The organism is Stenotrophomonas sp. HMSC10F07 (assembly GCF_001807895.1).
Taxonomy (GTDB): Bacteria; Pseudomonadota; Gammaproteobacteria; order Xanthomonadales; family Xanthomonadaceae; genus Stenotrophomonas; species Stenotrophomonas sepilia.
On record NZ_KV791404.1, the window covers coordinates 1 to 19,580 of the forward strand.

The 19,580-nt window shown below is 65.3% G+C and carries 24 protein-coding genes; 11 read left to right on the plus strand and 13 right to left on the minus strand.

All coding sequences use genetic code 11. The annotated features are described in order from the left end of the window. Nucleotides 1–107: 107 nt before the first annotated feature. Together HMPREF3114_RS12235 and HMPREF3114_RS12240 are read right to left on the minus strand one after the other, a co-directional pair. Nucleotides 108–2,528 carry a DUF3772 domain-containing protein gene (locus HMPREF3114_RS12235; RefSeq protein ID WP_053497450.1) on the minus strand — a complete coding sequence of 807 codons (2,421 nt, stop codon included), beginning with the start codon at nt 2,526–2,528 and terminating at the stop codon, nt 108–110. A gap of 89 nt (nt 2,529–2,617) precedes the next feature. Then, nucleotides 2,618–2,866, minus strand: a complete 249-nt coding sequence (locus HMPREF3114_RS12240; protein WP_005419952.1) for a hypothetical protein — start codon at nt 2,864–2,866, stop codon at nt 2,618–2,620. 182 nt (nt 2,867–3,048) lie between these two features. Here HMPREF3114_RS12240 and HMPREF3114_RS12245 point away from each other — a divergent pair, with 182 nt between their 5' ends. The 4 genes from HMPREF3114_RS12245 to HMPREF3114_RS12260 all read left to right on the plus strand — a co-directional run bounded on the left by HMPREF3114_RS12245 (nt 3,049) and on the right by HMPREF3114_RS12260 (nt 5,910). Continuing rightward, the gene (locus HMPREF3114_RS12245) at nt 3,049–3,543 is read left to right on the plus strand and encodes a lipocalin family protein (protein ID WP_070489854.1); all 495 of its coding nucleotides are present in this window, start codon (nt 3,049–3,051) and stop codon (nt 3,541–3,543) included. A 121-nt stretch (nt 3,544–3,664) separates the two neighbouring features. Then, entirely contained in the window at nt 3,665–4,093 is a 429-nt protein-coding gene (locus HMPREF3114_RS12250; RefSeq protein ID WP_053497447.1) for an SMI1/KNR4 family protein, read from the plus strand. 3 nt (nt 4,094–4,096) lie between these two features. Then, nucleotides 4,097–5,305 (plus strand): NAD(P)/FAD-dependent oxidoreductase, encoded by a 1,209-nt coding sequence (locus HMPREF3114_RS12255; RefSeq protein WP_070489855.1) that lies wholly within the window; start codon nt 4,097–4,099, stop codon nt 5,303–5,305. Between the two features lie 125 nt (nt 5,306–5,430). Beyond that, complete coding sequence (locus HMPREF3114_RS12260) at nt 5,431–5,910, plus strand: hypothetical protein (RefSeq protein ID WP_070489856.1); 480 nt, start codon at nt 5,431–5,433, stop codon at nt 5,908–5,910. Nucleotides 5,911–5,993: 83 nt separating this feature from the next. Here the strand turns inward: HMPREF3114_RS12260 and HMPREF3114_RS12265 are convergent, their stop codons facing one another. Beyond that, complete coding sequence (locus tag HMPREF3114_RS12265) at nt 5,994–6,428, minus strand: PepSY domain-containing protein (RefSeq protein WP_070489857.1); 435 nt, start codon at nt 6,426–6,428, stop codon at nt 5,994–5,996. 145 nt (nt 6,429–6,573) lie between these two features. On the opposite strand from HMPREF3114_RS12265, the gene HMPREF3114_RS12270 reads away from it, so the two are divergent. The 3 genes from HMPREF3114_RS12270 to HMPREF3114_RS12280 are packed head-to-tail and all read left to right on the plus strand — an operon-like array spanning nt 6,574 to nt 8,839. Continuing rightward, on the plus strand, nt 6,574–6,864 hold the full coding sequence (locus tag HMPREF3114_RS12270; RefSeq protein WP_053497441.1) for a PepSY domain-containing protein: 291 nt from the start codon (nt 6,574–6,576) through the stop codon (nt 6,862–6,864). Then, the gene (locus HMPREF3114_RS12275) at nt 6,864–7,523 is read left to right on the plus strand and encodes a response regulator transcription factor (protein ID WP_070489858.1); all 660 of its coding nucleotides are present in this window, start codon (nt 6,864–6,866) and stop codon (nt 7,521–7,523) included. Before HMPREF3114_RS12270 ends, HMPREF3114_RS12275 begins: the two co-directional genes overlap by 1 nt. Beyond that, nucleotides 7,520–8,839: a sensor histidine kinase gene (locus HMPREF3114_RS12280; RefSeq protein ID WP_070489859.1), complete on the plus strand. Its 1,320-nt coding sequence runs from the start codon at nt 7,520–7,522 to the stop codon at nt 8,837–8,839. Before HMPREF3114_RS12275 ends, HMPREF3114_RS12280 begins: the two co-directional genes overlap by 4 nt. A gap of 162 nt (nt 8,840–9,001) precedes the next feature. Here the strand turns inward: HMPREF3114_RS12280 and HMPREF3114_RS12285 are convergent, their stop codons facing one another. Together HMPREF3114_RS12285 and speA are read right to left on the minus strand one after the other, a co-directional pair. Further along, nucleotides 9,002–9,322: a DUF6122 family protein gene (locus HMPREF3114_RS12285; RefSeq protein WP_070489860.1), complete on the minus strand. Its 321-nt coding sequence runs from the start codon at nt 9,320–9,322 to the stop codon at nt 9,002–9,004. 43 nt (nt 9,323–9,365) lie between these two features. After that, on the minus strand, nt 9,366–11,255 hold the full coding sequence (gene speA, locus HMPREF3114_RS12290) for an arginine decarboxylase (protein ID WP_070489861.1): 1,890 nt from the start codon (nt 11,253–11,255) through the stop codon (nt 9,366–9,368). A gap of 191 nt (nt 11,256–11,446) precedes the next feature. Between speA and speE the strand changes: the two genes are divergently transcribed. Next, nucleotides 11,447–12,301 carry a polyamine aminopropyltransferase gene (gene speE / locus HMPREF3114_RS12295; protein ID WP_053497433.1) on the plus strand — a complete coding sequence of 285 codons (855 nt, stop codon included), beginning with the start codon at nt 11,447–11,449 and terminating at the stop codon, nt 12,299–12,301. Nucleotides 12,302–12,387: 86 nt separating this feature from the next. On the opposite strand, the gene HMPREF3114_RS12300 is transcribed toward speE, so the two are convergent. Then, nucleotides 12,388–13,293: an aspartyl/asparaginyl beta-hydroxylase domain-containing protein gene (locus HMPREF3114_RS12300; RefSeq protein ID WP_032954620.1), complete on the minus strand. Its 906-nt coding sequence runs from the start codon at nt 13,291–13,293 to the stop codon at nt 12,388–12,390. Nucleotides 13,294–13,729: 436 nt separating this feature from the next. On the opposite strand from HMPREF3114_RS12300, the gene HMPREF3114_RS12305 reads away from it, so the two are divergent. Then, complete coding sequence (locus HMPREF3114_RS12305; protein ID WP_005419978.1) at nt 13,730–14,389, plus strand: RIO1 family regulatory kinase/ATPase domain-containing protein; 660 nt, start codon at nt 13,730–13,732, stop codon at nt 14,387–14,389. Between the two features lie 124 nt (nt 14,390–14,513). Here the strand turns inward: HMPREF3114_RS12305 and HMPREF3114_RS12310 are convergent, their stop codons facing one another. After that, nucleotides 14,514–14,852: a P-II family nitrogen regulator gene (locus tag HMPREF3114_RS12310; RefSeq protein WP_005411374.1), complete on the minus strand. Its 339-nt coding sequence runs from the start codon at nt 14,850–14,852 to the stop codon at nt 14,514–14,516. 155 nt (nt 14,853–15,007) lie between these two features. Here HMPREF3114_RS12310 and HMPREF3114_RS12315 point away from each other — a divergent pair, with 155 nt between their 5' ends. Together HMPREF3114_RS12315 and arr are read left to right on the plus strand one after the other, a co-directional pair. After that, nucleotides 15,008–15,259, plus strand: a complete 252-nt coding sequence (locus HMPREF3114_RS12315) for a ubiquinone biosynthesis accessory factor UbiK (RefSeq protein WP_053497431.1) — start codon at nt 15,008–15,010, stop codon at nt 15,257–15,259. Nucleotides 15,260–15,385: 126 nt separating this feature from the next. Beyond that, nucleotides 15,386–15,820: an NAD(+)--rifampin ADP-ribosyltransferase gene (gene arr, locus HMPREF3114_RS12320; protein WP_053497430.1), complete on the plus strand. Its 435-nt coding sequence runs from the start codon at nt 15,386–15,388 to the stop codon at nt 15,818–15,820. A gap of 4 nt (nt 15,821–15,824) precedes the next feature. Here the strand turns inward: arr and HMPREF3114_RS12325 are convergent, their stop codons facing one another. The 6 genes from HMPREF3114_RS12325 to HMPREF3114_RS12340 form a co-directional block, all read right to left on the minus strand. Then, nucleotides 15,825–16,259, minus strand: a complete 435-nt coding sequence (locus HMPREF3114_RS12325; RefSeq protein WP_053497428.1) for a DUF4279 domain-containing protein — start codon at nt 16,257–16,259, stop codon at nt 15,825–15,827. A 120-nt stretch (nt 16,260–16,379) separates the two neighbouring features. Further along, nucleotides 16,380–16,745, minus strand: coding sequence for a hypothetical protein (locus HMPREF3114_RS12330; protein WP_053497426.1), 366 nt, complete (start codon nt 16,743–16,745; stop codon nt 16,380–16,382). 39 nt (nt 16,746–16,784) lie between these two features. Then, nucleotides 16,785–17,273: a hypothetical protein gene (locus HMPREF3114_RS20655; protein ID WP_080375059.1), complete on the minus strand. Its 489-nt coding sequence runs from the start codon at nt 17,271–17,273 to the stop codon at nt 16,785–16,787. 314 nt (nt 17,274–17,587) lie between these two features. Next, a complete protein-coding gene (locus HMPREF3114_RS20660) occupies nt 17,588–17,944 on the minus strand; it encodes a CPCC family cysteine-rich protein (protein WP_005419991.1) in 357 nt (118 codons plus the stop codon). Between the two features lie 314 nt (nt 17,945–18,258). Continuing rightward, complete coding sequence (locus HMPREF3114_RS12335) at nt 18,259–18,588, minus strand: hypothetical protein (protein ID WP_053497423.1); 330 nt, start codon at nt 18,586–18,588, stop codon at nt 18,259–18,261. A gap of 240 nt (nt 18,589–18,828) precedes the next feature. Further along, nucleotides 18,829–19,431: a DUF998 domain-containing protein gene (locus HMPREF3114_RS12340; protein ID WP_053497421.1), complete on the minus strand. Its 603-nt coding sequence runs from the start codon at nt 19,429–19,431 to the stop codon at nt 18,829–18,831. Between the last annotated feature and the right edge of the window lie 149 nt (nt 19,432–19,580).

Genomic DNA, 19,580 nt, shown 5'->3' on the forward strand with positions numbered 1-19,580 from the left:
GTCCCCCGCAACCGGACCCACCCCGCCATCCCACAGGAAACCAGCTTTTGCCGTTGCCGTAGCTCCGGCTTGTAGCGGGTGCAGGGCGCAGCCCTGCAAAGAAACCCCTACTCCTGCGGATCGCGGATGATGTGGATGTCGGTCGGGGTCGACAGCGGAATGTTCCGCTCGGCCAGGATCTGCAACAAGCTGAAGTACAGGTCGCTGCGGGTGGCGTACACCTGCCGCGGGCTGGCCACGTAAGCGAAGCTGTTGATGGTGATCTGGCCACCGGCAATGCTGTCGATGTAGACCGTCGGTGCCGGCTGTTTCAGCACGTTGGTGTGCGCGGTGTACGCATCCAGCAGCGCCTGCCGCAGATTGCCGACATCCGTGCTGGGCGGCACCGCGAACTGGATCTGGATGCGGCCCTGGTTGTTGCCCATCGTCATGTTGCGCACGGTCTTGGTGACCAGCTCGGAGTTGGGCACGATCAACGTCGACTTGTCGCCCACCTGGATCTCGGTCGATCGCAGGCTGATGCGGCGGATGTCACCCTCCTGGTCGCCCAGCTTCACCCAGTCGCCGATCTTCACCGGCCGCTCGGCCAGCAGGATCAGGCCGGAAACAAAGTTCTGGGTGATCACCTGCAGGCCGAAACCGATACCCACCGACAGCGCGCTGACCAGCAATGCCAGCTTGCTCAGCTGCAGGCCCATCGCCGACAGCGCCCAGATCACCGCGATGATGATGCCCACATAGCGGGCAACGGTACTCACCGAATTGCGCGCGCCCAGATCCAGCTCGGTCTTGGGCAGGTAGGTGTCGGTCAGCCAGCGCTGTACCAGCTGGGTAACGGCCAGGCCAGCCAGCAGCACCAGCACCGCCAGCACGATGCGCACCGGCTCCAGCTTGGTTCCGCCAATGTCGAATCCAGAGGTGAACAGCGAGGAGAAGCGCTCCACCACCGCGCCGATGTTGCCGAACGGTGCCACCAGCGCCAGCAGCGCGATCAGTACGACGATGGTGCGCAACGCCGCCGACAGCAGCACGCCCGCCTGTTCCAGCCGCGATACGCTCAGGCCGGTGCTGAGCAGGATGGTCTGGCCGACCTTGCTGTCGGCGTTGAGCATCCAGGTGCTCAGGTCATCGACGAACTTGAACAGCAGGGTTGCGGCCAGCACGACGATGCTGCCGCCGATCAGCTGCTGGTTCACGAACTTGGCGAAATTCAGGTAGCCCAGCAACGTGGCAACGATGGCCGCCACCACCGCGATATTGCCCGCTACCCGGGCCAGTACCAGCCAGCTGCTGCGGCGCACGGGCGTGGTTGCCCCCACGCCATCGGCCTGTGCTTCCAGCTTGGCCTCGGCCTCGGCGGTCTGCCGGCGATGCAGGCGCGCCAGGGTCACCAGCATGGCCATGATCAGGCCGAGGTAGGTCAGGGCAATCAGGCCGTCCAACGCCACCGTGGTGACGTCGCTGGTGCGCGTAGCCTGGTCGAGGGCCACCAGCACCGTGCTCAGCCAGGCCAGCGCCGCCGCGCCCCAGGCATATTTGCGCAGCTTCAGCGCGGCGGTGTCGTCCAGGTTCAACAGCCGCCATGACGGGCGCTTGGGCACCAGCAGGCAGGCGCTGAGCGCGGCAATGAACGCCGCACGGAAGGTGGCGGTCTCCAGGCCGTCGGCCACGACCTGCAAGCGCGGCGCGATGGCATCGATCGCATCCAGCGCCGCCATCAGTACCACCACGGCATAACCGGGCAGCAGCGTACCCACCAGCAGCAGCCACATCGCCAGGCCAGACCGGCGCAGTCGTCCATCAGGTGCGCGCTCGGACGCGGCGAACTGCCGCCCCAGCCTGCGCAGCCACAACCGCAGCGGGAACATCATCACCAGCGCGGCCAGCAGGCCCAGCAACGGCGTGCCCCAGCCATGGGTGCGGATGCCGGCCACCAGCGCGTCACGCCCCTGCTCGGCCAACGGCGCAACGCGCGCGATATCGATCGGCAGGCGCTCGGCCACCTTGCTCCACAACGCAGGCGACAGCGGCGAGGCGACCTTCTGGCCCAGTTCTTCCGTACGTTGTGCGGTGCGCTGCTGCTCGATGTCCGCCGCCAGCTGCTGTGCACGCACGGCACTGGCCTTGGCCTGCGCTACCGACGCGGCCAGGCCGTCGCGCTGCCTGGTTATGGCCCGTCGCTGCGCTGCCAGCTCCGGCGGCTCCGTGGTGCCCTCGGCAGGCGTCCCCAGCTGCGCCAGCTGCTCGTTGATGCGATCCAGCTGGGGCTGCAGTGCCTTTTCCAGTGCCTCGGCGTCACGCCGTGCCTGCGAGGCATTCTCGGACAGCATCGCCAGCGTCTCGGTGGCTTCCGCATCGCCACGTTTGCGCTCGACATCCTTCAACCGCGAATCGATGTCCGCCAGCTGTTGCTTGGGCGTGGGGTCCTCCTCCTGCGCCAGCACCGGCGCGGACAGCAGGAAGGCAGTGCACAGCAGCAGGGCCCACCAGGGCCCTCGTGCACGGATCGATCGCAGGAAAGAAGACACGCAGCCACACCGGTTCGCGCGGACCACCGCGCCTGCGCGCGACTATACGGCAGAGGCGGTAAAGGACGGATGGGGGACGCGCAGCAGTATCAGTACTTGAGGCGCAGCTCTTCCACGGTCGGCTGCTGCAGCGCGTACCAGTCCTGGAACTCTTCCTCGGTAATCTCATCGGGCGCATATACCGCCACCGGGTGCCACTCGTGGTCGGTCGGCAGTGGCTGGCGCGGGCCGGCTCGCAGGCTGTAGCTGACGCCCTCGTAGTCGACCAGGTCATCGACCTGCGGCCACTGTTCGCGTGCGAACGCGGATTCACTCTTCAACAGGATCACCTGGTACATCGGCACCTCCACCTTGGTTGGATCAGGAAAACACGGCGCTGGCGGCAGGATACCGCCATGCCGGTGACAACAGGCACGTCGCAGCGGCGACGGATCGTTCTGGACACGGCCATCGCCCCGGCTTCACCCGCCCATGGCGAGCCCATCGGCATCGTGGAGGCCCGCCCCTGCCACGATGACCGATGACCGAGCACCCGCCGCTGAAGACCGTCGCCGACCTCAAGCTGCCGCGCTACCTGGGCACCTGGTACGAGATCGCGCGCCTACCGATGCGCCACGAGCCGGAAGGCTGCACCGATGTGTCGGCGCACTACACCCTGCTCGACAACGGCAATGTCGGCGTCACCAACCGCTGCCGCATGGACGGCGAGATCGAAGAGGCCACCGGCGAGGCCTGCGCCGTCGACAACGACAGCGCGCGCCTGGAGGTCAGTTTCCTGCCCAAGGGCCTGCGCTGGCTGCCGTTCGCCAAGGGCGACTATTGGGTGATCCAGGTCGCCCCGGACTACAGCGTCTCGCTGGTCGGCAGCCCGGATCGCAAGTACCTGTGGCTGCTGGCGCGCGAGCCACGCCTGGACGCGACCGTGCAGAAGCATTATCTGGCCGCGGCCCGCCTGCAGGGCTTCGATCTGTCCGAACTGATCCAGACCCCGCATACCGGCCAGCCCACGGCCTGATCTACGGGCAATGGTGGACGCCAACCGACTCCGCCCATGACGTTATCCCCCATCGCGACATTCATCAGCAGCAGGCAAACTTCTGGTTTAACCAGTCCCCGAGAGACATGGAAGAGCAGTCATGGAATATCACCTGACAGAGGGACAGCTCAATGGCCCGGCTGAAATGTCGGCCATTGCTGATCTGTCAGCCCGCGTAGGAGTCGCACTTCCCGAGAGTTACCTTGAATTCCTTAGGGCGCACAACGGTGGCGAAGGATTTATTGGCGACAACTACATTGTCTTCTGGGAAGCGGAAGAGGTGGTCGACTTCAATCGTGAGTATGAAGTTGAATCATACGCGCCGGGCATATTCCTGTTCGCGTCGGACGGCGGCGGGGAGGGATTTGGATTCGACACACTGGACGCAGCAATGCCGGTAGTGCGGATTCCATTCATTGGCATGGAACGTCAGTACGCCCTCCCGGTAGCGCGCGACCTCCCCGACCTGTTTGCTCGACTGCTTGCAGATCAGCCTGAGGACGAGCATGAAATCAATCCGGCAGGCTGACCCATGGACCTGAAAAGTGGCTACCCCTGGTGGGCAGTGCGCAACGGACTGCTGCAGGCCTTTCCCCCGCTGGAGCAGGATCTGCGCTGCGACGTGCTGGTGGTCGGTGGCGGCATCACCGGTGCGCTGATCGCAGACGAACTGTCCGCCCACGGCCACGAGGTGGCGGTGATCGAGCAGCGCGACATCGGCTGGGGCAGCACGGCGGCCAGCACCGCGCTGTTGCAGTACGAGATCGATACCCATCTGCTGGAACTGGCCGAGCGCTATGGCAAGGATGCCGCCGCCCTGGCCTACCTTGCCTGTGCCGACGCGATCCCGGCACTGGCCGAAGTGGCACGCGGGCTGAAGGAGGTGGACTTCCGGCAGATGGACAGCCTGTACCTGGCCAGCCGGCGGCGCGACGTGCCGCGCCTGATGGCCGAAGGAGCTGCACGCCGTGATATTGGACTGGACGCGCGTTGGCTGGACCGCGAAGCCCTGCGCGAACGCTTCGACGTGGATGCCGGCGGCGCCCTGTTGACCCGCCAGGCGGCGCGGGTCGATCCCTACTGCCTCACCTACGGCCTGCTCAAACGAGTGCGCCGTCGCGGCGGCCATGTGCACGACCGCACCGTGCTGCACACGCTCAAGCCTGGCGCGCAGGGCGTAACCGCGATGACCGAGGCCGGCGCCTCGGTCCGTGCCCGTCACGTGGTCCTGGCCATGGGCTATGCCAACCAGACGTGGCTGGAACAGCGGGTTGCGCGCAACCGCAGCAGCTACGCCTTCATCACCGACCCGATCGATGCGGACACGCTGGGCCGGCTGCAGCGCACGATGGTGTGGGAGAGCGCACGCCCGTACCTGTACCTGCGCGCCACCGGCGACCGCCGCCTGCTGGTGGGTGGGCTGGACGACGCCATCGATATCCCGGCGCGGCGCGACCGGCGCGTGCAGCGCAAGGCCGAGAAGCTGATGGATCAGCTGCTGCACGGGTTCCCGCAGCTGGACCCGGTGCCCGCCTTTTCCTGGGCCGGCACCTTCGCCGAAACCGCCGACGGCCTGCCCTTCTTCGGCCCGCACGCGCAGTGGGGGCCGCGGGTCCATTTCGCCATGGCCTACGGCGGCAACGGCATCACCTATTCGATGATCGGCGCCCAACTGCTGCGCGCCCGGATCGAGCGGCGCAGGCATGCGCTGGAAGGGCTGTTCGGGTTCGGGCGGTTGTGACCTGCAGCCGGCCGTGGCCGGCTCTACCCCGATCCGGCGCCGACAGGCATCATTCAAGCAACCCCTGCTAGCGTCGGCCTGTACCGCCGCGTGTTGCGTGGCCACCTGTCCGCTGGAGCGCCGTCATGATCCGCCCCCTGACCCTGCTGCTGTGCCTGGCCCTGCCGGGAACCGTGCTGGCCCAGTCCGCCGCCGGCGCCACCGCGCCGCAGGCTGCCGGCCTGGACCTGACGCTGCCGCAGGCGCCGATGCGCTACCTCAACGATCCGGCCCTGCAGCAGGACCCGCCCGGCACCTATTACGGTGACAAGAGCGGCCCGCGCGTGCACGACGACGCGAAGATCGCCGACGTCACCGACGACAAGGTCAAGGTGTCCGGCAGCTTCACCACCGGCATCGGCTATTCCAAGAACGGTGGCAACAGCCACTACAACGCGGCCACGCTGAACCTCAGCAAGAACTACACCACCGATGAAGGCAAGACCCACGGGGTCAACCTCAACATCCATGTGAGTGAAGGCAAGGGCCCGGGCTTCTTCGGCCCGTATGGCGGCTACTACGGCCGCGGCCCGGGCTGGGATTACCCACCGCCGTTCGGCTGGTAAGCCAGCTCCTGTAGAGCCGAGCCCATGCTCGGCTACGGTTGGCCGCAAAGCCGAGCATGGGCTCGGCTCTACATGGGCCAACGTCAATCCAGCCAGCCATCGCGCTCGCTGTGCAGGATGCGGCCGTCGTAACCGCTCAGGCGCACCTCCACCTTCTGGTTGCGGGCATTGCGGGCTTCCAGCGACCAGGTCGCACCATCGCGTTCCAGCGAATGGATCTCGCGCAGGCCATGCGACTGCGCCCGTGCCAGCACCTGCTCGGTGGTCAACAGCGCGCGCCCGTTGTGCTCGTCGAAGATCTCGCCGGTCTTCGGGTCCACGTAGACCTCGCTGAAGCGGCCATCGGCGCGGCTCACGTCGGCCTCCCACAGGCCATCATCGCGTTCGATTTCGTGGATCTGGGTATAACCGGCCTTGCGCAGGGTCTGTTCAACCTGGGCCATGCCCAGCGGCGCGGCCTGTACGGCCGGCGCGACGGCAAGCAGGGCAACAGTGGCGAGGGTGAGCGACTTCAACATGGGGGTTCTCCTGTTCGTGGCCGGACCATCCCGGCAACGCCACGATGCATGCCTCGGTTAACAGCGCCTTAGCCGTGGCTGTTAGCCGGCTGTTAGTCATCCCCGCCACACTCGCGCCTGAACCCCTCATTCTTTCTGCACCCGCATGCTCGCCACCCTGCCCCTGCTGCTGGCCCTGGCCAACGCCCCGATCGCCGCCGCGCACGTACAGGACCCGGCGCAGCAGGTCGCGCGCCGCGCCGTGCAGCAGGGCCGCTACGTGCCATTGGAAAGCGTGGTGCGTGATGCACTCAAGCGCTACCCCGGCCAACTGCTGGAAGTGGAGCTGGACGACGGCGTCTACGAAGTGGAGATCCTGCGCGGCGACGGCGTGGTGGTGGAGCTGGACTATGATGCGCGCAGCGGAAAGCTGCTGAAGACGGAGCTCGACGACTGATGCGCATCCTGTTGGCCGAAGACGATGCCGCACTGGCACAGCGCCTGATGCCCCTGCTGGAACAGGCCGGCTATGTGGTGGCGGTGGTCGCCGACGGTCGCCAGGCCGAGGAGATCGGCCAGATCGAGGACCTGCAGGCTGCCATCGTCGACCTCGGCCTGCCCGGACTGGATGGACTGAGCGTGATCGAGCGCTGGCGCGGCAATGGCCGCAGCTTTCCGGTGCTGGTGCTGACCGCGCGCGGGCGCTGGCACGACAAGCTGGCTGGCTTCGATGCCGGTGCCGACGACTACCTGACCAAACCGTTCCAGGCCGACGAACTGGTGCTGCGGCTGCGCGCCCTGATCCGCCGCAGCCACGGCCACGCAAGCCCCCGCCTGCACTGCGGCCCGCTGCAGCTGGACGTCAACGCCGGCCGCTTTGAGCTGGATGGGCAGGCGCTGCCCCTCAGTCCGCAGGAGTTCCGGCTGCTCAGCTACTTCATCCATCACAGCGGCCAGGTGATCGGCCGTGATCGCCTCGGCGAACAGGTGTTCGACGGCGGCCATGACCCGGACTCCAACGCACTGGACGTGCTGCTCGGACGCGTGCGCCGCAAGCTCGGCATCGACCTGATCCAGACCGTGCGCGGCCAGGGCTGGCGGCTGGCCGCGCCGTGAGCCGGCAATCATCGCTGCGACGGCGCCTGCTGCTGGCCGGCGGCGTCGGCCTGCTGCTGGTCTCGCTGCTGGCCAGCGCGCTGCTGGGCGAGCTGTTCAAGCGCAGTGCGCGTGACCGCCTCGACCACGAACTGCAGCAGGACATGTTGACCCTGCTGGCGCAGGCCGAAGTGGATGCGGACGGACAGCTGCGCCTGCGCCAGGAACCCAATGACGCACGCTTCCAGCGCGTGTTCTCCGGTGCCTACTGGCAGATCGCCGGGGCCGATGGCCGCGTGTTGCTGCAGTCGCGCTCGCTGTGGGATGAAACCCTGCCGGCGCCGGTTGCCGGGCCGGCCACCCGCAACCTGGCCGGGCCGCTGCAGCAATCCCTGCGCGCACGCGTGCAGCAGGTGCGCCTGCCACGCGCCAGCGAACCGTTCGTAGCCGTGGTCGCCACCGATCGCAGCACACTGGATGCGGATGTCGCCGCGTTCCGCAAGCGCACCGCCATCGCGCTGGGCGTGCTGGTCGCCGCCTGGCTGGCGGTGCTGGCCAGCCAGGTGCGCTTCGGCCTGCGTCCACTGCATCGCCTCGGTGCGCAGCTGGAACGGGTACGCCGCGGTGATGTGCAGCGCATCGACACGCAGGAACTGGGCGCGGAGGTCGCACCGCTGGGGGAAGAACTCAATGCACTGCTGGACCACCAGCAACGCATGGTCGCGCGTGCGCGCACCAGTGCACAGGATCTGGCGCATGCGCTGAAAACCCCGCTGAGCGTGCTGGCCACCGAAGCTGACGGCGACGGCGCGGACTGGCGGGCGACCGTGCGCGAGCAGAGTGCGCGCATGCAGGCCAGTGTCGACCGTTACCTGGCTGCAGGACTGGCCGCCGACCATCGCCAGCGCACCGACGTGGCGGCCGTCGCACAGGCGATGTGCCGGCTGATGGCACGCGTGCATGGCGAACGTGGCATCGCGTTCACGGCGGCGGGCATCGATCCGACGCTGCAGTTCGCCGGTGCCAGTGCGGATCTGGAGGAGATGCTGGGTAACCTGCTGGACAATGCCGGGCGCTGGGCACAACGGCAGGTCCAGGTCAGCGCGAAAGCCGACGACGGCCAGTTGCGCATTGAGGTCCGCGACGACGGCCCCGGCCTGGCGGCAGACGCCCTGCAACGGGTCACCCAGCGTGGCGTGCGGCTGGATGAGCGCGTGGGCAGCAGTGGATTGGGATTGGCGATCGTGGGCGATATCGCCGCCAGCTACGGCGGGCGCGTGATGCTGGAAAATGCGCAGCCCGGCCTGCGTGCGACGGTGTGGTTGCCGGTGGCGTGAAGCGACCAACCTGACGGTGGGTAGTGCCGGCCGCTGGCCGGCAACCACGTAGGCACCGGGAATTCCCTGCGGAAGCCGGCCAGCGGCCGGCTCTACCGAGCGTCAATCCGGCCGGTCGCCATGCTCCCGTAGGTGTCGACCTTGGTCGACACGCAGCAAACATCAACGGTGGTGCATCCACCAGCAATCAATTGCGTCCAGCACGATGTGGATGATCAGACCGATGCCGAACACCCGCGTTTTCTTCGGCACGCACAGCCCGGCATAGACCGCAATGGCCGGTGCGGTGTGTAGCGGATGGAAGCCAATGCTGCAGCGGTTCGGTGCATAGATCGGGTCGGCCAGCAGATGGTCCAGGTCGATGATCCAGCCCAGCAGCATCAGCAACCACGCCGAGGCGAAGCGCTTGCGCCAGAACAACCATGCCAGCAACGCTGGCACGGCGGCATGCAGGAACAGGTGGAAGATCGCGCGCGCGCTCATGGTGACCGGTAGCGCCGGGCCATGCCCGGCGTTCCCGTTTACCTCAGACCAACGGCTCGTCGGAGAGGTAGGTATAACCGGTCAGGCCGGCTTCCAGCGCGTCCGACAGTTCCTGCGCGCGTTCCGGCGACAGCTGCGCTGCAGCCACGCGCTGCGCATAGGTCGCCCGCAGTTCGTCCAGGCGGTAACCCACGTAATCCAGCATCACGTCGGTGGTGTCGCCGCGGCGCTGCTGGGTAATGGCATAGCCATCGGCATCGGCCAGCACTTCCACCGCGTCGGTATCGCCGAACAGGTTATGGATGTCACCCAGGATTTCCTGGTACGCGCCGACCATGAAGAAGCCGATGCGGTAGCTCTCGCCCGGCTTCATCTTGTGCAGCGGCAGCGAGCTGTCCAGGCTCTCGTTCTCGACATAGGTTTCCACCATGCCATCCGAGTCGCAGGTCATGTCAGCGATGATGCCGCGGCGGTCCGGGGTCTCGTCCAGGCGCTCGATCGGCACGATCGGGAACACCTGGTCGATCGCCCACACGTCCGGGATCGATTCGAACACGCTGAAGTTGACGAAGTACTTGTCGACCAGGCGCTCGTTCAGTTCGTCCAGCACCGGGCGGTGGCTCTTCTCGTCATAGCTCAGGCGCGCACGCACGCCGTGGGCGATGGCGTAGAACAGATCGTCGATGCGCGCACGCTGCGGCAGGTCGATCTGGCCCAGCGCGTAACTGGCCAGGCCTTCGGCATGGAAATGCTGCGCTTCCTGGAACAGCTCCACCGCCGGGCGCACGTCCAGCTCGTCGTGGATCTCGCGCAGGTGGCGGATCGCCGCCGGCTCGTCGTCGTGCTGGTCCGGCACGCGGCCTTCCTGCGCTTCTTCCACTTCCGACACATTGGCGATCAGCACCGCGTGGTGCGCGGTCATCGCACGGCCGCACTCGGTGACGATGCGCGGCGGAGTCAGGCCGAACTCTTCGCAGGCATTGGCCAGCGGCTGCACGATGTTGCTGGCGTAGGAATGCAGGCCGTAGTTGATCGAGCAGAAGCTGCGCGAACGGGTGCCTTCATAATCCACGCCCAGGCCACCGCCCACGTCGACGTGGGTGATCTTCGCGCCCAGGCGCGACAGCTCCACGAAGTAGCGGGTGGCTTCGCGCATGCCGTTGGCGATGTCGCGCACGTTGGAGATCTGCGAGCCCATGTGGAAGTGCAGCAGGTTCAGGCAGTCGGCGTACTCGGTGTCACGCAGCGACTTCCACAGGTCCAGCAGCTGGCGCGGCGACAGGCCGAACTTGGCCTTGTCGCCACCGCTGTTCTGCCACTTGCCGGCGCCCAGCGAGGCCAGGCGCATGCGCACGCCCAGGCCCGGCTTCACGTCCAGCGCCTTGGACTCTTCCAGCACCAGCTTCAGCTCGGACGGCTTCTCGATGACGATGAAGGTCTGCAGGCCCAGCTTGCGGCCGATCAGGGCCAGGCGGATGTACTCGCGGTCCTTGTAGCCGTTGCAGACGATCAGCCCGCCCGGGCGCGACAGCGCCAGCACGGCCATCAGCTCGGGCTTGCTGCCCGCTTCCAGGCCGAAGCCCTCGCCGTGGTGGCTGGCCAGGGTGCCGGCCACGCCGCGGGTCTGGTTTACCTTGATCGGGTACACGGCGGTGTAGCCGCCGCTGTACTCCCAGTCCTGCTGGGCCTGGGAGAAGGCCGCCTGCAGCTTGCCCAGGCGCTGGCCGAGGATGTCCGGGAAGCGCACCAGCAGCGGCAGCTTGGCGCCCGCCGCGCGCGCCGCATCGACCACCTTGGGCAGCGACACCACCGGGCCGTCCGCCCCGGTCGGTCTCACCACCATGTGCCCGGCCTGATCCACGTCGAAGTAACCGTCCGCCCAATGCGGGATCGAGTAGGTCTTGCGGGCTTGGTCGAGGGACCAATCGGTCATTTCAGTCGGCCTTGTTGGCAATAAAAGGGGGGGCATGATAACGCCTATGTGCCCACAGGTTCGTTATCATGCGCGCCCGCGCCCGTGACAGGTTCCAACCTGAACGGGCCGATCCGTCCGGATGTGGCATCTGTGCCACGCGGCCCCGCCCGCCAGCCCGGCTCCACCCCTCCGAACAGGACTGTTTTCCAATGACTGACAGCAACAACTGGTACATCGAACACTTCGAGCGCACCGGCTCGGCCATCGGCTACCGCATCACCGGCAAGCTGGACGAGGTGCAGTCGCCGTTCCAGAAGATCGAGATCTTCCAGACCACCGACTGGGGCAACCTGATGACCATCGACGGGGCCATCATGCTGACCAGCAAGGACAACTTCTTCTACCACGAGATGATCAGCCACCCGGTGCTGTTCACCCACGCCGCGCCCAAGCGCGTGGTGATCATCGGTGGCGGCGACTGCGGCACCCTGCGCGAAGTGCTCAAGCACACCAGCGTGGAGAGCGTGACCCAGTGCGATATCGACGAGCAGGTCACCGTGATGGCGCGCAAGCACTTCCCGGAACTGTGCGACTCCAACGACGACGCCCGCGCCGAGCTGCTGTTCGACGACGGCGTGGCCTACATGGCCAACTGCCCGGCCGGCAGCGTGGACGTGGTGATCGTGGACTCGACCGACCCGGTCGGCCCGGGTGAAGGCCTGTTCAACAAGGCCTTCTACGAGAGCTGCTTCAAGGCCCTGAAGGACGACGGCATCCTGGTGCAGCAGTCCGAGTCGCCGCTGATGCAGCTGGAGCTGATCAACGAAATGCGCACCGAGATGGGCAAGGCCGGCTTCGGTTCGTTCAAGACCCTGCCGTTCCCGCAGCCGTGCTACCCCACCGGCTGGTGGAGCGTGACCATGGCGCGCAAGGGCGATAGCAGCTTCGACTTCCGCCAGGCCGACTCGGCCGCCAAGACCTTCAACACCCTGTACTACACCGCCGCGCTGCACACCGGCGTGCTGGTGACCCCGCCGTTCGTGCAGGCTGCACTGAAGGGCTGATCCAAACAAAAACCCGCGCTGGCGACAGCGCGGGTTTTTTCATGTTCCGGTAGTGCCGGCCGCTGGCCGGCAACCTCATGTAACGATCAAAGCGCCCAGATACCGGCGATCACCGCCACCACCAGGCCCCACTTGATCAGCTGGTAGGCCACCACGCTGCGCTCGCGCAGTGCCTTGGCCTTCAGGCGCACCTTGTAGACGCTGCCGAATGCCTTGTTGACGCCACCGGTCGGGTCACCCGGCAGGTTCGGCGAGGCGCCGCCGGCCAGCAGCGTGGCCGCCACCGCGCGGTTGAACAGCCCCGGCAAGCCGAAGCGCAGCGGGCGGGCGATGTCGCAGAACAGGATCACGCGGTCCTGCTGCGTCTCGTTGTGTGCATGGTGGATGTAGGTCTCGTCGAACATCATCCACTCGCCGTCGCGCCAGCTCTTCTTGATGCCGTCCACTTCGATGTAGCAGGCATCGTCGTTGGGCGTGCTCAGGCCCAGGTGCAGGCGCAGCGAGCCGGCAAACGGGTCGCGGTGCGGGCGCAGCTCACTGCCCGGCGGCAGCTGCGCGAACATCGCCGCACGCACATCCGGGATCGACTCGATCAGCGCCGTGGTCTTCGGGCACAGCGTCTTCGCCGACGGGTGCGACGGGCCGTACCACTTCAGGTAGAAGCGCTTCCAGCCACGACGGAAGAACGAATTGAAGCCGGCGTCGTTGAACGTGCTGGAGGCGGCGATCTTCTGCGCGTCGCGCAGCGCCAGCGCCTCGTCGCGGATCATCTGCCAGTTCTGGCGCAGCGGCTCCAGCTGCGGGAACTCCTTGCCCGGGTCCAGGAACGGCGTGGTCGGCACCTTCGAGAACATGTACATGACCACGTTGATCGGGGCCATGAAACTGGAGTGGTCCAGCAGCTGGCGCGACCAGCGCGCGCGGACCTTGCCACGGAAGTGGATGTACAGCACGCAGGCTACGAACAGCGCTGCAATGACGATTTTGATGATCAAAGCACTTTCCTCCAGCCGCGGCCGGAACGGGAAACGGGGCGATGCACGGCCAAGCGGCCAGCACCGATGGGGAACGCGGCAGGGGACGGGGACGTGCCGGAGGGGGGCGGCCGCCGATGTCGCGGGTTAACAGCTTATGGTCGGCAGGCCGTGCGCCGGGGTCAAGTTGCCCGTGCGCCGCGTTCAGCCGGTTGTGGACGAGGCGCAGGGCTGAGCGCGCAAGCGGTTGATACTAAAGGCCAACTGGAATAAGCGAGACAGAATTGTCCGATTCTGCGCGACGAACTGTTCCAGCCACGGCCCCGACATTTCTCCGACAAATCGTGGAATAGCGAACTGGCGAGTACTAAAATTAACGAAAACTTAGTAACTCCCTGTAACACCGGTTCGCTTGACGCTTTGCGCCACCCACCGGGTCGTCCGAGACCCCGACATGCATCTTCCTGCCCTGCCCCCCTCCTCCTGCGGCGATGACGCCGCCTCCCCGCTGCTGCTCAAGCGCGGCGAACGTTTCCTGGCCCCCGACGTCTACCGCACCTGCCTGGACGGGCGCGAGGCGGTCATCAAGGACTACTCCCGCTACCGCGGCACTCCCGTTTCGCTGATCGCGCGACTGATGGTGCGCCGCGAGGCCCGCATGCTGCAGCGCCTCGGCGGCTGGAAGCATGCCCCCGCGCTGCTCGGCACCCTCGGTGGCCTGGCACTGGGCATGGAGTTCATCCCGGGCCAGACCCTGAGCACCGCGCAGGCCGTGGGCAATGAAGTGTTCGAGCAGCTGCAGCACGCGCTCAGCCGTCTGCACGCCGCCGGCATCACCCACAACGACCTGCATGGCACCAACGTGGTGGTCAGCGGCGGCGTGCCGGTGCTGCTGGATTTCACCTCGGCCTGGCGCGCCCCGCGCTGGCTGCGCCGCAATCCACTGAGCCGGCAGATGCGCCGCAGCGACATGAAGAACCTGCTGAAGATCCGCCAGCGCGTGACCGGCCAGGCCCCGAGTGCCGCGCAGGCCGCGCTGGTGGCCGACCCGGGCTGGGTCGCCGCCGTGCGCCAGGGCTGGAAGCGGTTCTACAAGTGGGCCAAGCGGCGGTAGGGGTCGAGTTCGCTCGACCGCTTCACCGCTCTTGTAGAGCCGAGCCCACGCTCGGCTGCTGTTCCTGCATCGCGCGAAATGCAGCCGAGCATGGGCTCGGCTCTACAACATCCCGCCAAACGGCTTACAACGCGTCCGCGTCCAGTTCACCGGTACGGATACGCACCACGCTGCCCAGGTCGTACACGAACACCTTGCCGTCACCGATCTTGCCGGTGCCGGCGGCCTTCACGATGGCCTCAACCACCGCCTCCACCTGGTCATCGGTCACCGCCACTTCCAGCTTCACCTTCGGCAGGAAATCGACCACATACTCCGCGCCGCGGTACAGCTCGGTATGGCCCTTCTGGCGACCAAAGCCCTTCACTTCCGTCACCGTGATCCCGGTAACCCCACGCTCGGCCAGCGCTTCGCGCACGTCGTCGAGCTTGAACGGCTTGATCACCGCCATGACCATCTTCATCGTCTATCTCCTGTCTTCCGGCGTGGAGGATAGCGCCTGAACGCGGCCCGTGCGAAGCCGCTGCCGCCTGTCCGGGCAGTGGGTGCCAGCAGTATCCTTGTGCCCGAATGGCCTGCCCGCGCCGGATGCACGGGCCCAACCCCACGGAGCACCCCATGATCGACCTGAACCAAATCGATGACCTCGCCCGTCGCCTCAGCGACCTGGTGCCGCCGGGCCTGCGCGAATCGCGCGAGGAACTGCAGGCCACCTTCAAGAGCGCACTGCAGGCCGGCCTGGCCAAGCTGGACCTGGTCACCCGCGAGGAGTTCGAAGTGCAGCGCGCCGTGCTGCTGAAGACCCGCGAGAAGCTGGACGCACTGGAAGCCGCCGTGCGCGAGCTGGAAGGGCGCGGCGCCGCAGAATGAAAAAAGGAGGCGCACTGCGCCTCCCGTTTACAGATTATTTCCCGGATGGGGCCTTGCAGCAAGGCCCACCGAGCGCCCTAGACTCGCCGGCCTGTCGATCCGGCGGGACACGCAGGGGCAGTGCCGATGGCGCAGGACACCGAATGGACACCCGTTTCGCATGACACCTGCGACCAGATCGCCGGGCCGTTCTATCACGGCACCCGCGCTGATCTGGCGGTGGGCGAGCTGCTGAGCGCGGGCTTCCGCTCCAACTATCGCGACAGTGTGGTGATGAACCACATCTACTTCACCACGATTGCCAAGGGCGCCGGGTTGGCTGCGGAGATGGCTCGCGGTGAAGGGCGACCGCGCGTGTATGTGGTGGAGCCGACCGGGCCGTTTGAGGACGACCCGAATGTGACCAACAAGAAGTTTCCCGGGAACCCGACGCGGTCGTATCGGAGTGCGCAGCCGTTGCGGGTGGTGGGGGAGATTGTGGAGTGGGAGCTGTATGACTCGGAGTTCGTTCGGCAGTTGAAGGCGTTTGTTGCTTCGGGCAGTGGGGAGATCATCAATTGATGACCTACTGGCGTTGGGCGTTGCACACCTCTTCATCGGCTTCATAGATGTCCAGCCCGAGCTCAATGCCGCGCTCTCCCAATGCGAGCAGCGCGCGGGGTGAAAGCGAGACACCGTCGTTGCTGCTGCCCATGAAGAGACCACAGAACAAGTCAGGCCGGAACCGTGCCAATGACTGCCATACGGCGAGATAGCCGGTGAGCTGATCGAGGATCTCGAAGATCTGCGCTTCCAGATCTTCAGGCTCACGACGCTCCGCATCAAGTTGCCAGCTTCCAGTCCTGGCGATACGCACGGTGCCTGATTGGTTGCCTCTGAGTTCCTGCCCCTTGTGATGCGATGCGGTTGGGGTCGCCCCGAGCAAGGCACTGACTTCTTCGGGAAGCAGGTCGTCCCCGAAGAATCGGAGGGTTACCAGGGAATGATCGAATGCGGCCATTGGAATCCAGTGCGTAGGCATCGTTGATGTCAGATTACGGCCGGAACCGGATGACAGCAGCTTCAGAATAGGCAGAAGCGCGGGAATCGGCATGCGCTCAAACGGAGAGCTGGCCGGACCCTACTTGAACATATCCAACAGGTCCTTGTCTTCATGCCGCTGCTCCCACGTGGAGAGCAAGCAGAAGCTCACCCCACTGCGCATGGCAACCCTCTGGAACGCCGCGAGCTCTTCCTTCGTGATCGGATACTCGACCGGATCAAAGTGCAGGAGCGCCCACGGCTTGAGGAGTGAGAACCCGAACGTGAGTTCCGAGAAGAGTTCCTTCAGCTTAGGCCGGATGGTGGAGAAGTCCCTGACCGGCCCCGCGCGATTGCCAAGGGCGTGGCACTGGCGGCGAATGGTTCTGTCACCACCGACCAAGCGGGCGATGAAGTGATCCTGGTGCACTTGAACGTAGAACAACTGCCGGCGAAATATCTTCATTCCCCGCACCGCCCCCCAAAAGCCCAGCCGTGCAAATCATCAAGCGCCATCCGGAAGCCGGACCTGCGCCGCGCATTCTGCCGCAACGGACCCAAGCGCTGTGCCCTTCATCCGTGAAAGTGCTGCAAGAGTACGTCGTTCATACGCCTCCGCGACGCCCGGATCTGGCTCGATGAACGGCGATGTGCAGATATCCTCGACCTTGAATCCCCGTGTGATCAATGCCAAGACCCGCTCAGGCGCTTTGGGCAATGCACGGGCTACCGCGTAATTGATGGATAGCGAGGCGCCCGCATCTGAAAACGGCTTTAGCGCAGCCGCAACCTCGAGCCATGCAGGATCGCCTGACTCGATGCCAGAGGTGACCCGACCAAACTCCCGCTCGTGCTGCCACAGGTCCCAAAGCACCTTGCGCCCCCCTTCGTTGGCAATGCGATTGAGCACGGCCTGTGCCGAAGGGCGATCCGCCGCAACTGCAGCTGGACTGGCAAGCGCAAGCACGAGTAGGAGCGCTGTCATGTTTCCCATGGCACCTGACTCCCTGATGTATGGACCCTTGGATCCGGTCATACGACCTACCCACAAAGCAACATGTGGCGTACTTTCCCCTTATACAGCGCGATCCTAGTGCGGCTGGGGGTCGGCCATCAAGCCAGCGCATGGCCGGACCCAGGCATAGAATCAGACGCCTCGCCAATTCCACGTTCAGGACACCTGGGCCATGTCCGCTACGGGTCGCTGGCTGGTCAGTGATCCACAGGAAGTGCCCTGCGCGAGCCAATGTCCGCTCTCGGCCAGGGGTAGAAATTCGTGAACGTCATGAGTTGAGCCGCAAAGTGGCTTCAGATCGATAGAGCGCCCAAGCTCGACCAGTAGGCCTCCCTCTCGTGCGAGACCCCCTTGCTGTGCCAGTGTTTGCCGCCCCTTAAAGCTTCGTAGTGCCCAATTTCTGTGCGGGACAAAGGGCGCCAGCCAGATCCGCGGCGAAAGCCGCCTGCGACCTGGACGCCAAGGGGGAAACTGGAGAGAGCATTCTGCTGCGCTTGCGCCAGAGACTCGCCGTTGGCTCCGCCGTTGGATGTGGGGTTGGCAAGTTGTACCCCGTCATCCTCCCAGTTGCAGATCGGACATATGGCATAGGACCCGTAGAAGTCTTCCAGGGTCAGGAAGCCACATGATGGACAAGGCAGATCGATCATTGAGAACCAAGAACCTCAGGTAGACGAATCACTGGACCGGCAGGTGTCGCGCAGGGCTGAAGGGGACGAACGTCCGCTTCGGATCGAGAGCGGCCTCTAGCATTCCTGATCGCGTTGTCTGGCGCAGGCACGTTTCCTTTCAACCAAGGGCGGACATCAATCGCAAGAGCCTTCCTTATCCCGGAACTCCGGCGCGAGAGTTTGAGCTGCATCAGGCCGGCTAGATGCGCGACGCGCGGTTTTCATGCTCGGCCCTTGCCAAGCTGCTGCAAGATCATTGCAGGCTATTGGCCTTGGTCTACTCCAGCGATTCGTCACTCCCGCCTTTCCGCCTGGATATGGATAGACGAAACACCGGAAACCAAGGAATGATTGGACCAAGCATCCAGCTCTTCCGCAATTGAACCACTCAGGAGCCATCCGCGGCCGGTGCACTGAGCCGAAGCCAGGGCAAGAACCACAAATTCAGGCCACGATTGCGCGGCATGATGGGAGCAGGCACTCACCATGAAGCCGCCCTTGTGATAGGGCTCGGCGTGGAGGTTGCTGACTTCAAGACCTGCTTGCTCAAAGATCCGCGCCGCGACCTTGAGAGCCGCCTGCTGCGATGTGCAATTGGTGAACAAGCGCCAGTACAACTCCATGAGTCCACAATCTTCCAAAGGGCCCTCTGGGCGCGGTTGCGCTACTTATAGCAGAAGGCGCGTACGACCTTTCCCCTCTTGCCACCCGGGGTGCCAGCATCAAGGAACAGATCGTTGAAGAGCGCCCACGGCTTGAACAGTGGGCACCCTGGCATGAATCCCGAGAAGATCACCTTGAGCTGGGGCCGGAGAATCGAGAAGTCCTTGATCGGTCCTCTATGTTCCTGTCGCGCGTCCCCATCAATGCGCAGGCTGCACCTTCAGCGCGCTTGAATCCCTTCGCAGCAGATACAACGCAACCAGGAATGGCCACAGCGAGTTGATCGATGAAAACACGCGCTGGGTCAGCCCCCTGAACCCCTCCGGGTCCGCTCCCACCACGTTCAACCAGAGATAAGCGATGCCCGCGACACTCACCATAGCAGTCACGGCGTACGCCCTTCGGTTGGCAGACCACGCGCTCAATTCGATGTGCGACATCGCCGGTGCAATGATGTTTGCGATGCCGATGGTGTAGAAGCCGTGCATCGGATGGCCCATGGGCCAGAGCCCGTTGGTCAGCATGGAAATGCCAAAGACCAACCAGCAGATTGCACCTACTGCAATCCGGCGACCGGACTCCCGCCATACCCCGATGGAGAACGCCACGAAGCCCACGCCGGAGCCGATAGCCGCGATCCTGCCGCAGAAGCTTGCAAGCGCTGGCGCCTGCAGGAGCTCGCTGGCGTGCTGTGCAAACGTGTTGTAGCCCGGCGCGGCCACGGCGGCAACGCTGGTCCAGAACAGGAACCACGGAAGCGGGACCAGACCCGCACACAGAAGAAGTCGGTTGCGGCGCAACACGTAACGTGATCCTTATAATGGCCTGCGCCAGTGGGTGGAATCCGTTCAAACACCGCAGAACCTTCCTGATCGGGGCAGGATGGCTCCGGCTGACTACAGAGGTAGTCATCTTCTGCACGACGCCCTAGGGGGTCAATAGGCAGAAAGTC

What these genes read in the sequence shown, in the direction of transcription:
- HMPREF3114_RS12240 (WP_005419952.1), bottom strand. Translation starts at nt 2,866, where the DNA reads ATGTACCAGGTGATCCTGTTGAAGAGTGAATCCGCGTTCGCACGCGAA.
- HMPREF3114_RS12245 (WP_070489854.1), top strand. Translation starts at nt 3,049, where the DNA reads ATGACCGAGCACCCGCCGCTGAAGACCGTCGCCGACCTCAAGCTGCCG.
- HMPREF3114_RS12250 (WP_053497447.1), top strand. Translation starts at nt 3,665, where the DNA reads ATGGAATATCACCTGACAGAGGGACAGCTCAATGGCCCGGCTGAAATG.
- HMPREF3114_RS12255 (WP_070489855.1), top strand. Translation starts at nt 4,097, where the DNA reads ATGGACCTGAAAAGTGGCTACCCCTGGTGGGCAGTGCGCAACGGACTG.
- HMPREF3114_RS12260 (WP_070489856.1), top strand. Translation starts at nt 5,431, where the DNA reads ATGATCCGCCCCCTGACCCTGCTGCTGTGCCTGGCCCTGCCGGGAACC.
- HMPREF3114_RS12265 (WP_070489857.1), bottom strand. Translation starts at nt 6,428, where the DNA reads ATGTTGAAGTCGCTCACCCTCGCCACTGTTGCCCTGCTTGCCGTCGCG.
- HMPREF3114_RS12270 (WP_053497441.1), top strand. Translation starts at nt 6,574, where the DNA reads ATGCTCGCCACCCTGCCCCTGCTGCTGGCCCTGGCCAACGCCCCGATC.
- HMPREF3114_RS12275 (WP_070489858.1), top strand. Translation starts at nt 6,864, where the DNA reads ATGCGCATCCTGTTGGCCGAAGACGATGCCGCACTGGCACAGCGCCTG.
- HMPREF3114_RS12285 (WP_070489860.1), bottom strand. Translation starts at nt 9,322, where the DNA reads ATGAGCGCGCGCGCGATCTTCCACCTGTTCCTGCATGCCGCCGTGCCA.
- speA (WP_070489861.1), bottom strand. Translation starts at nt 11,255, where the DNA reads ATGACCGATTGGTCCCTCGACCAAGCCCGCAAGACCTACTCGATCCCG.
- speE (WP_053497433.1), top strand. Translation starts at nt 11,447, where the DNA reads ATGACTGACAGCAACAACTGGTACATCGAACACTTCGAGCGCACCGGC.
- HMPREF3114_RS12305 (WP_005419978.1), top strand. Translation starts at nt 13,730, where the DNA reads ATGCATCTTCCTGCCCTGCCCCCCTCCTCCTGCGGCGATGACGCCGCC.
- HMPREF3114_RS12310 (WP_005411374.1), bottom strand. Translation starts at nt 14,852, where the DNA reads ATGAAGATGGTCATGGCGGTGATCAAGCCGTTCAAGCTCGACGACGTG.
- HMPREF3114_RS12315 (WP_053497431.1), top strand. Translation starts at nt 15,008, where the DNA reads ATGATCGACCTGAACCAAATCGATGACCTCGCCCGTCGCCTCAGCGAC.
- arr (WP_053497430.1), top strand. Translation starts at nt 15,386, where the DNA reads ATGGCGCAGGACACCGAATGGACACCCGTTTCGCATGACACCTGCGAC.
- HMPREF3114_RS12325 (WP_053497428.1), bottom strand. Translation starts at nt 16,259, where the DNA reads ATGGCCGCATTCGATCATTCCCTGGTAACCCTCCGATTCTTCGGGGAC.
- HMPREF3114_RS12330 (WP_053497426.1), bottom strand. Translation starts at nt 16,745, where the DNA reads ATGAAGATATTTCGCCGGCAGTTGTTCTACGTTCAAGTGCACCAGGAT.
- HMPREF3114_RS20655 (WP_080375059.1), bottom strand. Translation starts at nt 17,273, where the DNA reads ATGGGAAACATGACAGCGCTCCTACTCGTGCTTGCGCTTGCCAGTCCA.
- HMPREF3114_RS20660 (WP_005419991.1), bottom strand. Translation starts at nt 17,944, where the DNA reads ATGATCGATCTGCCTTGTCCATCATGTGGCTTCCTGACCCTGGAAGAC.
- HMPREF3114_RS12335 (WP_053497423.1), bottom strand. Translation starts at nt 18,588, where the DNA reads ATGGAGTTGTACTGGCGCTTGTTCACCAATTGCACATCGCAGCAGGCG.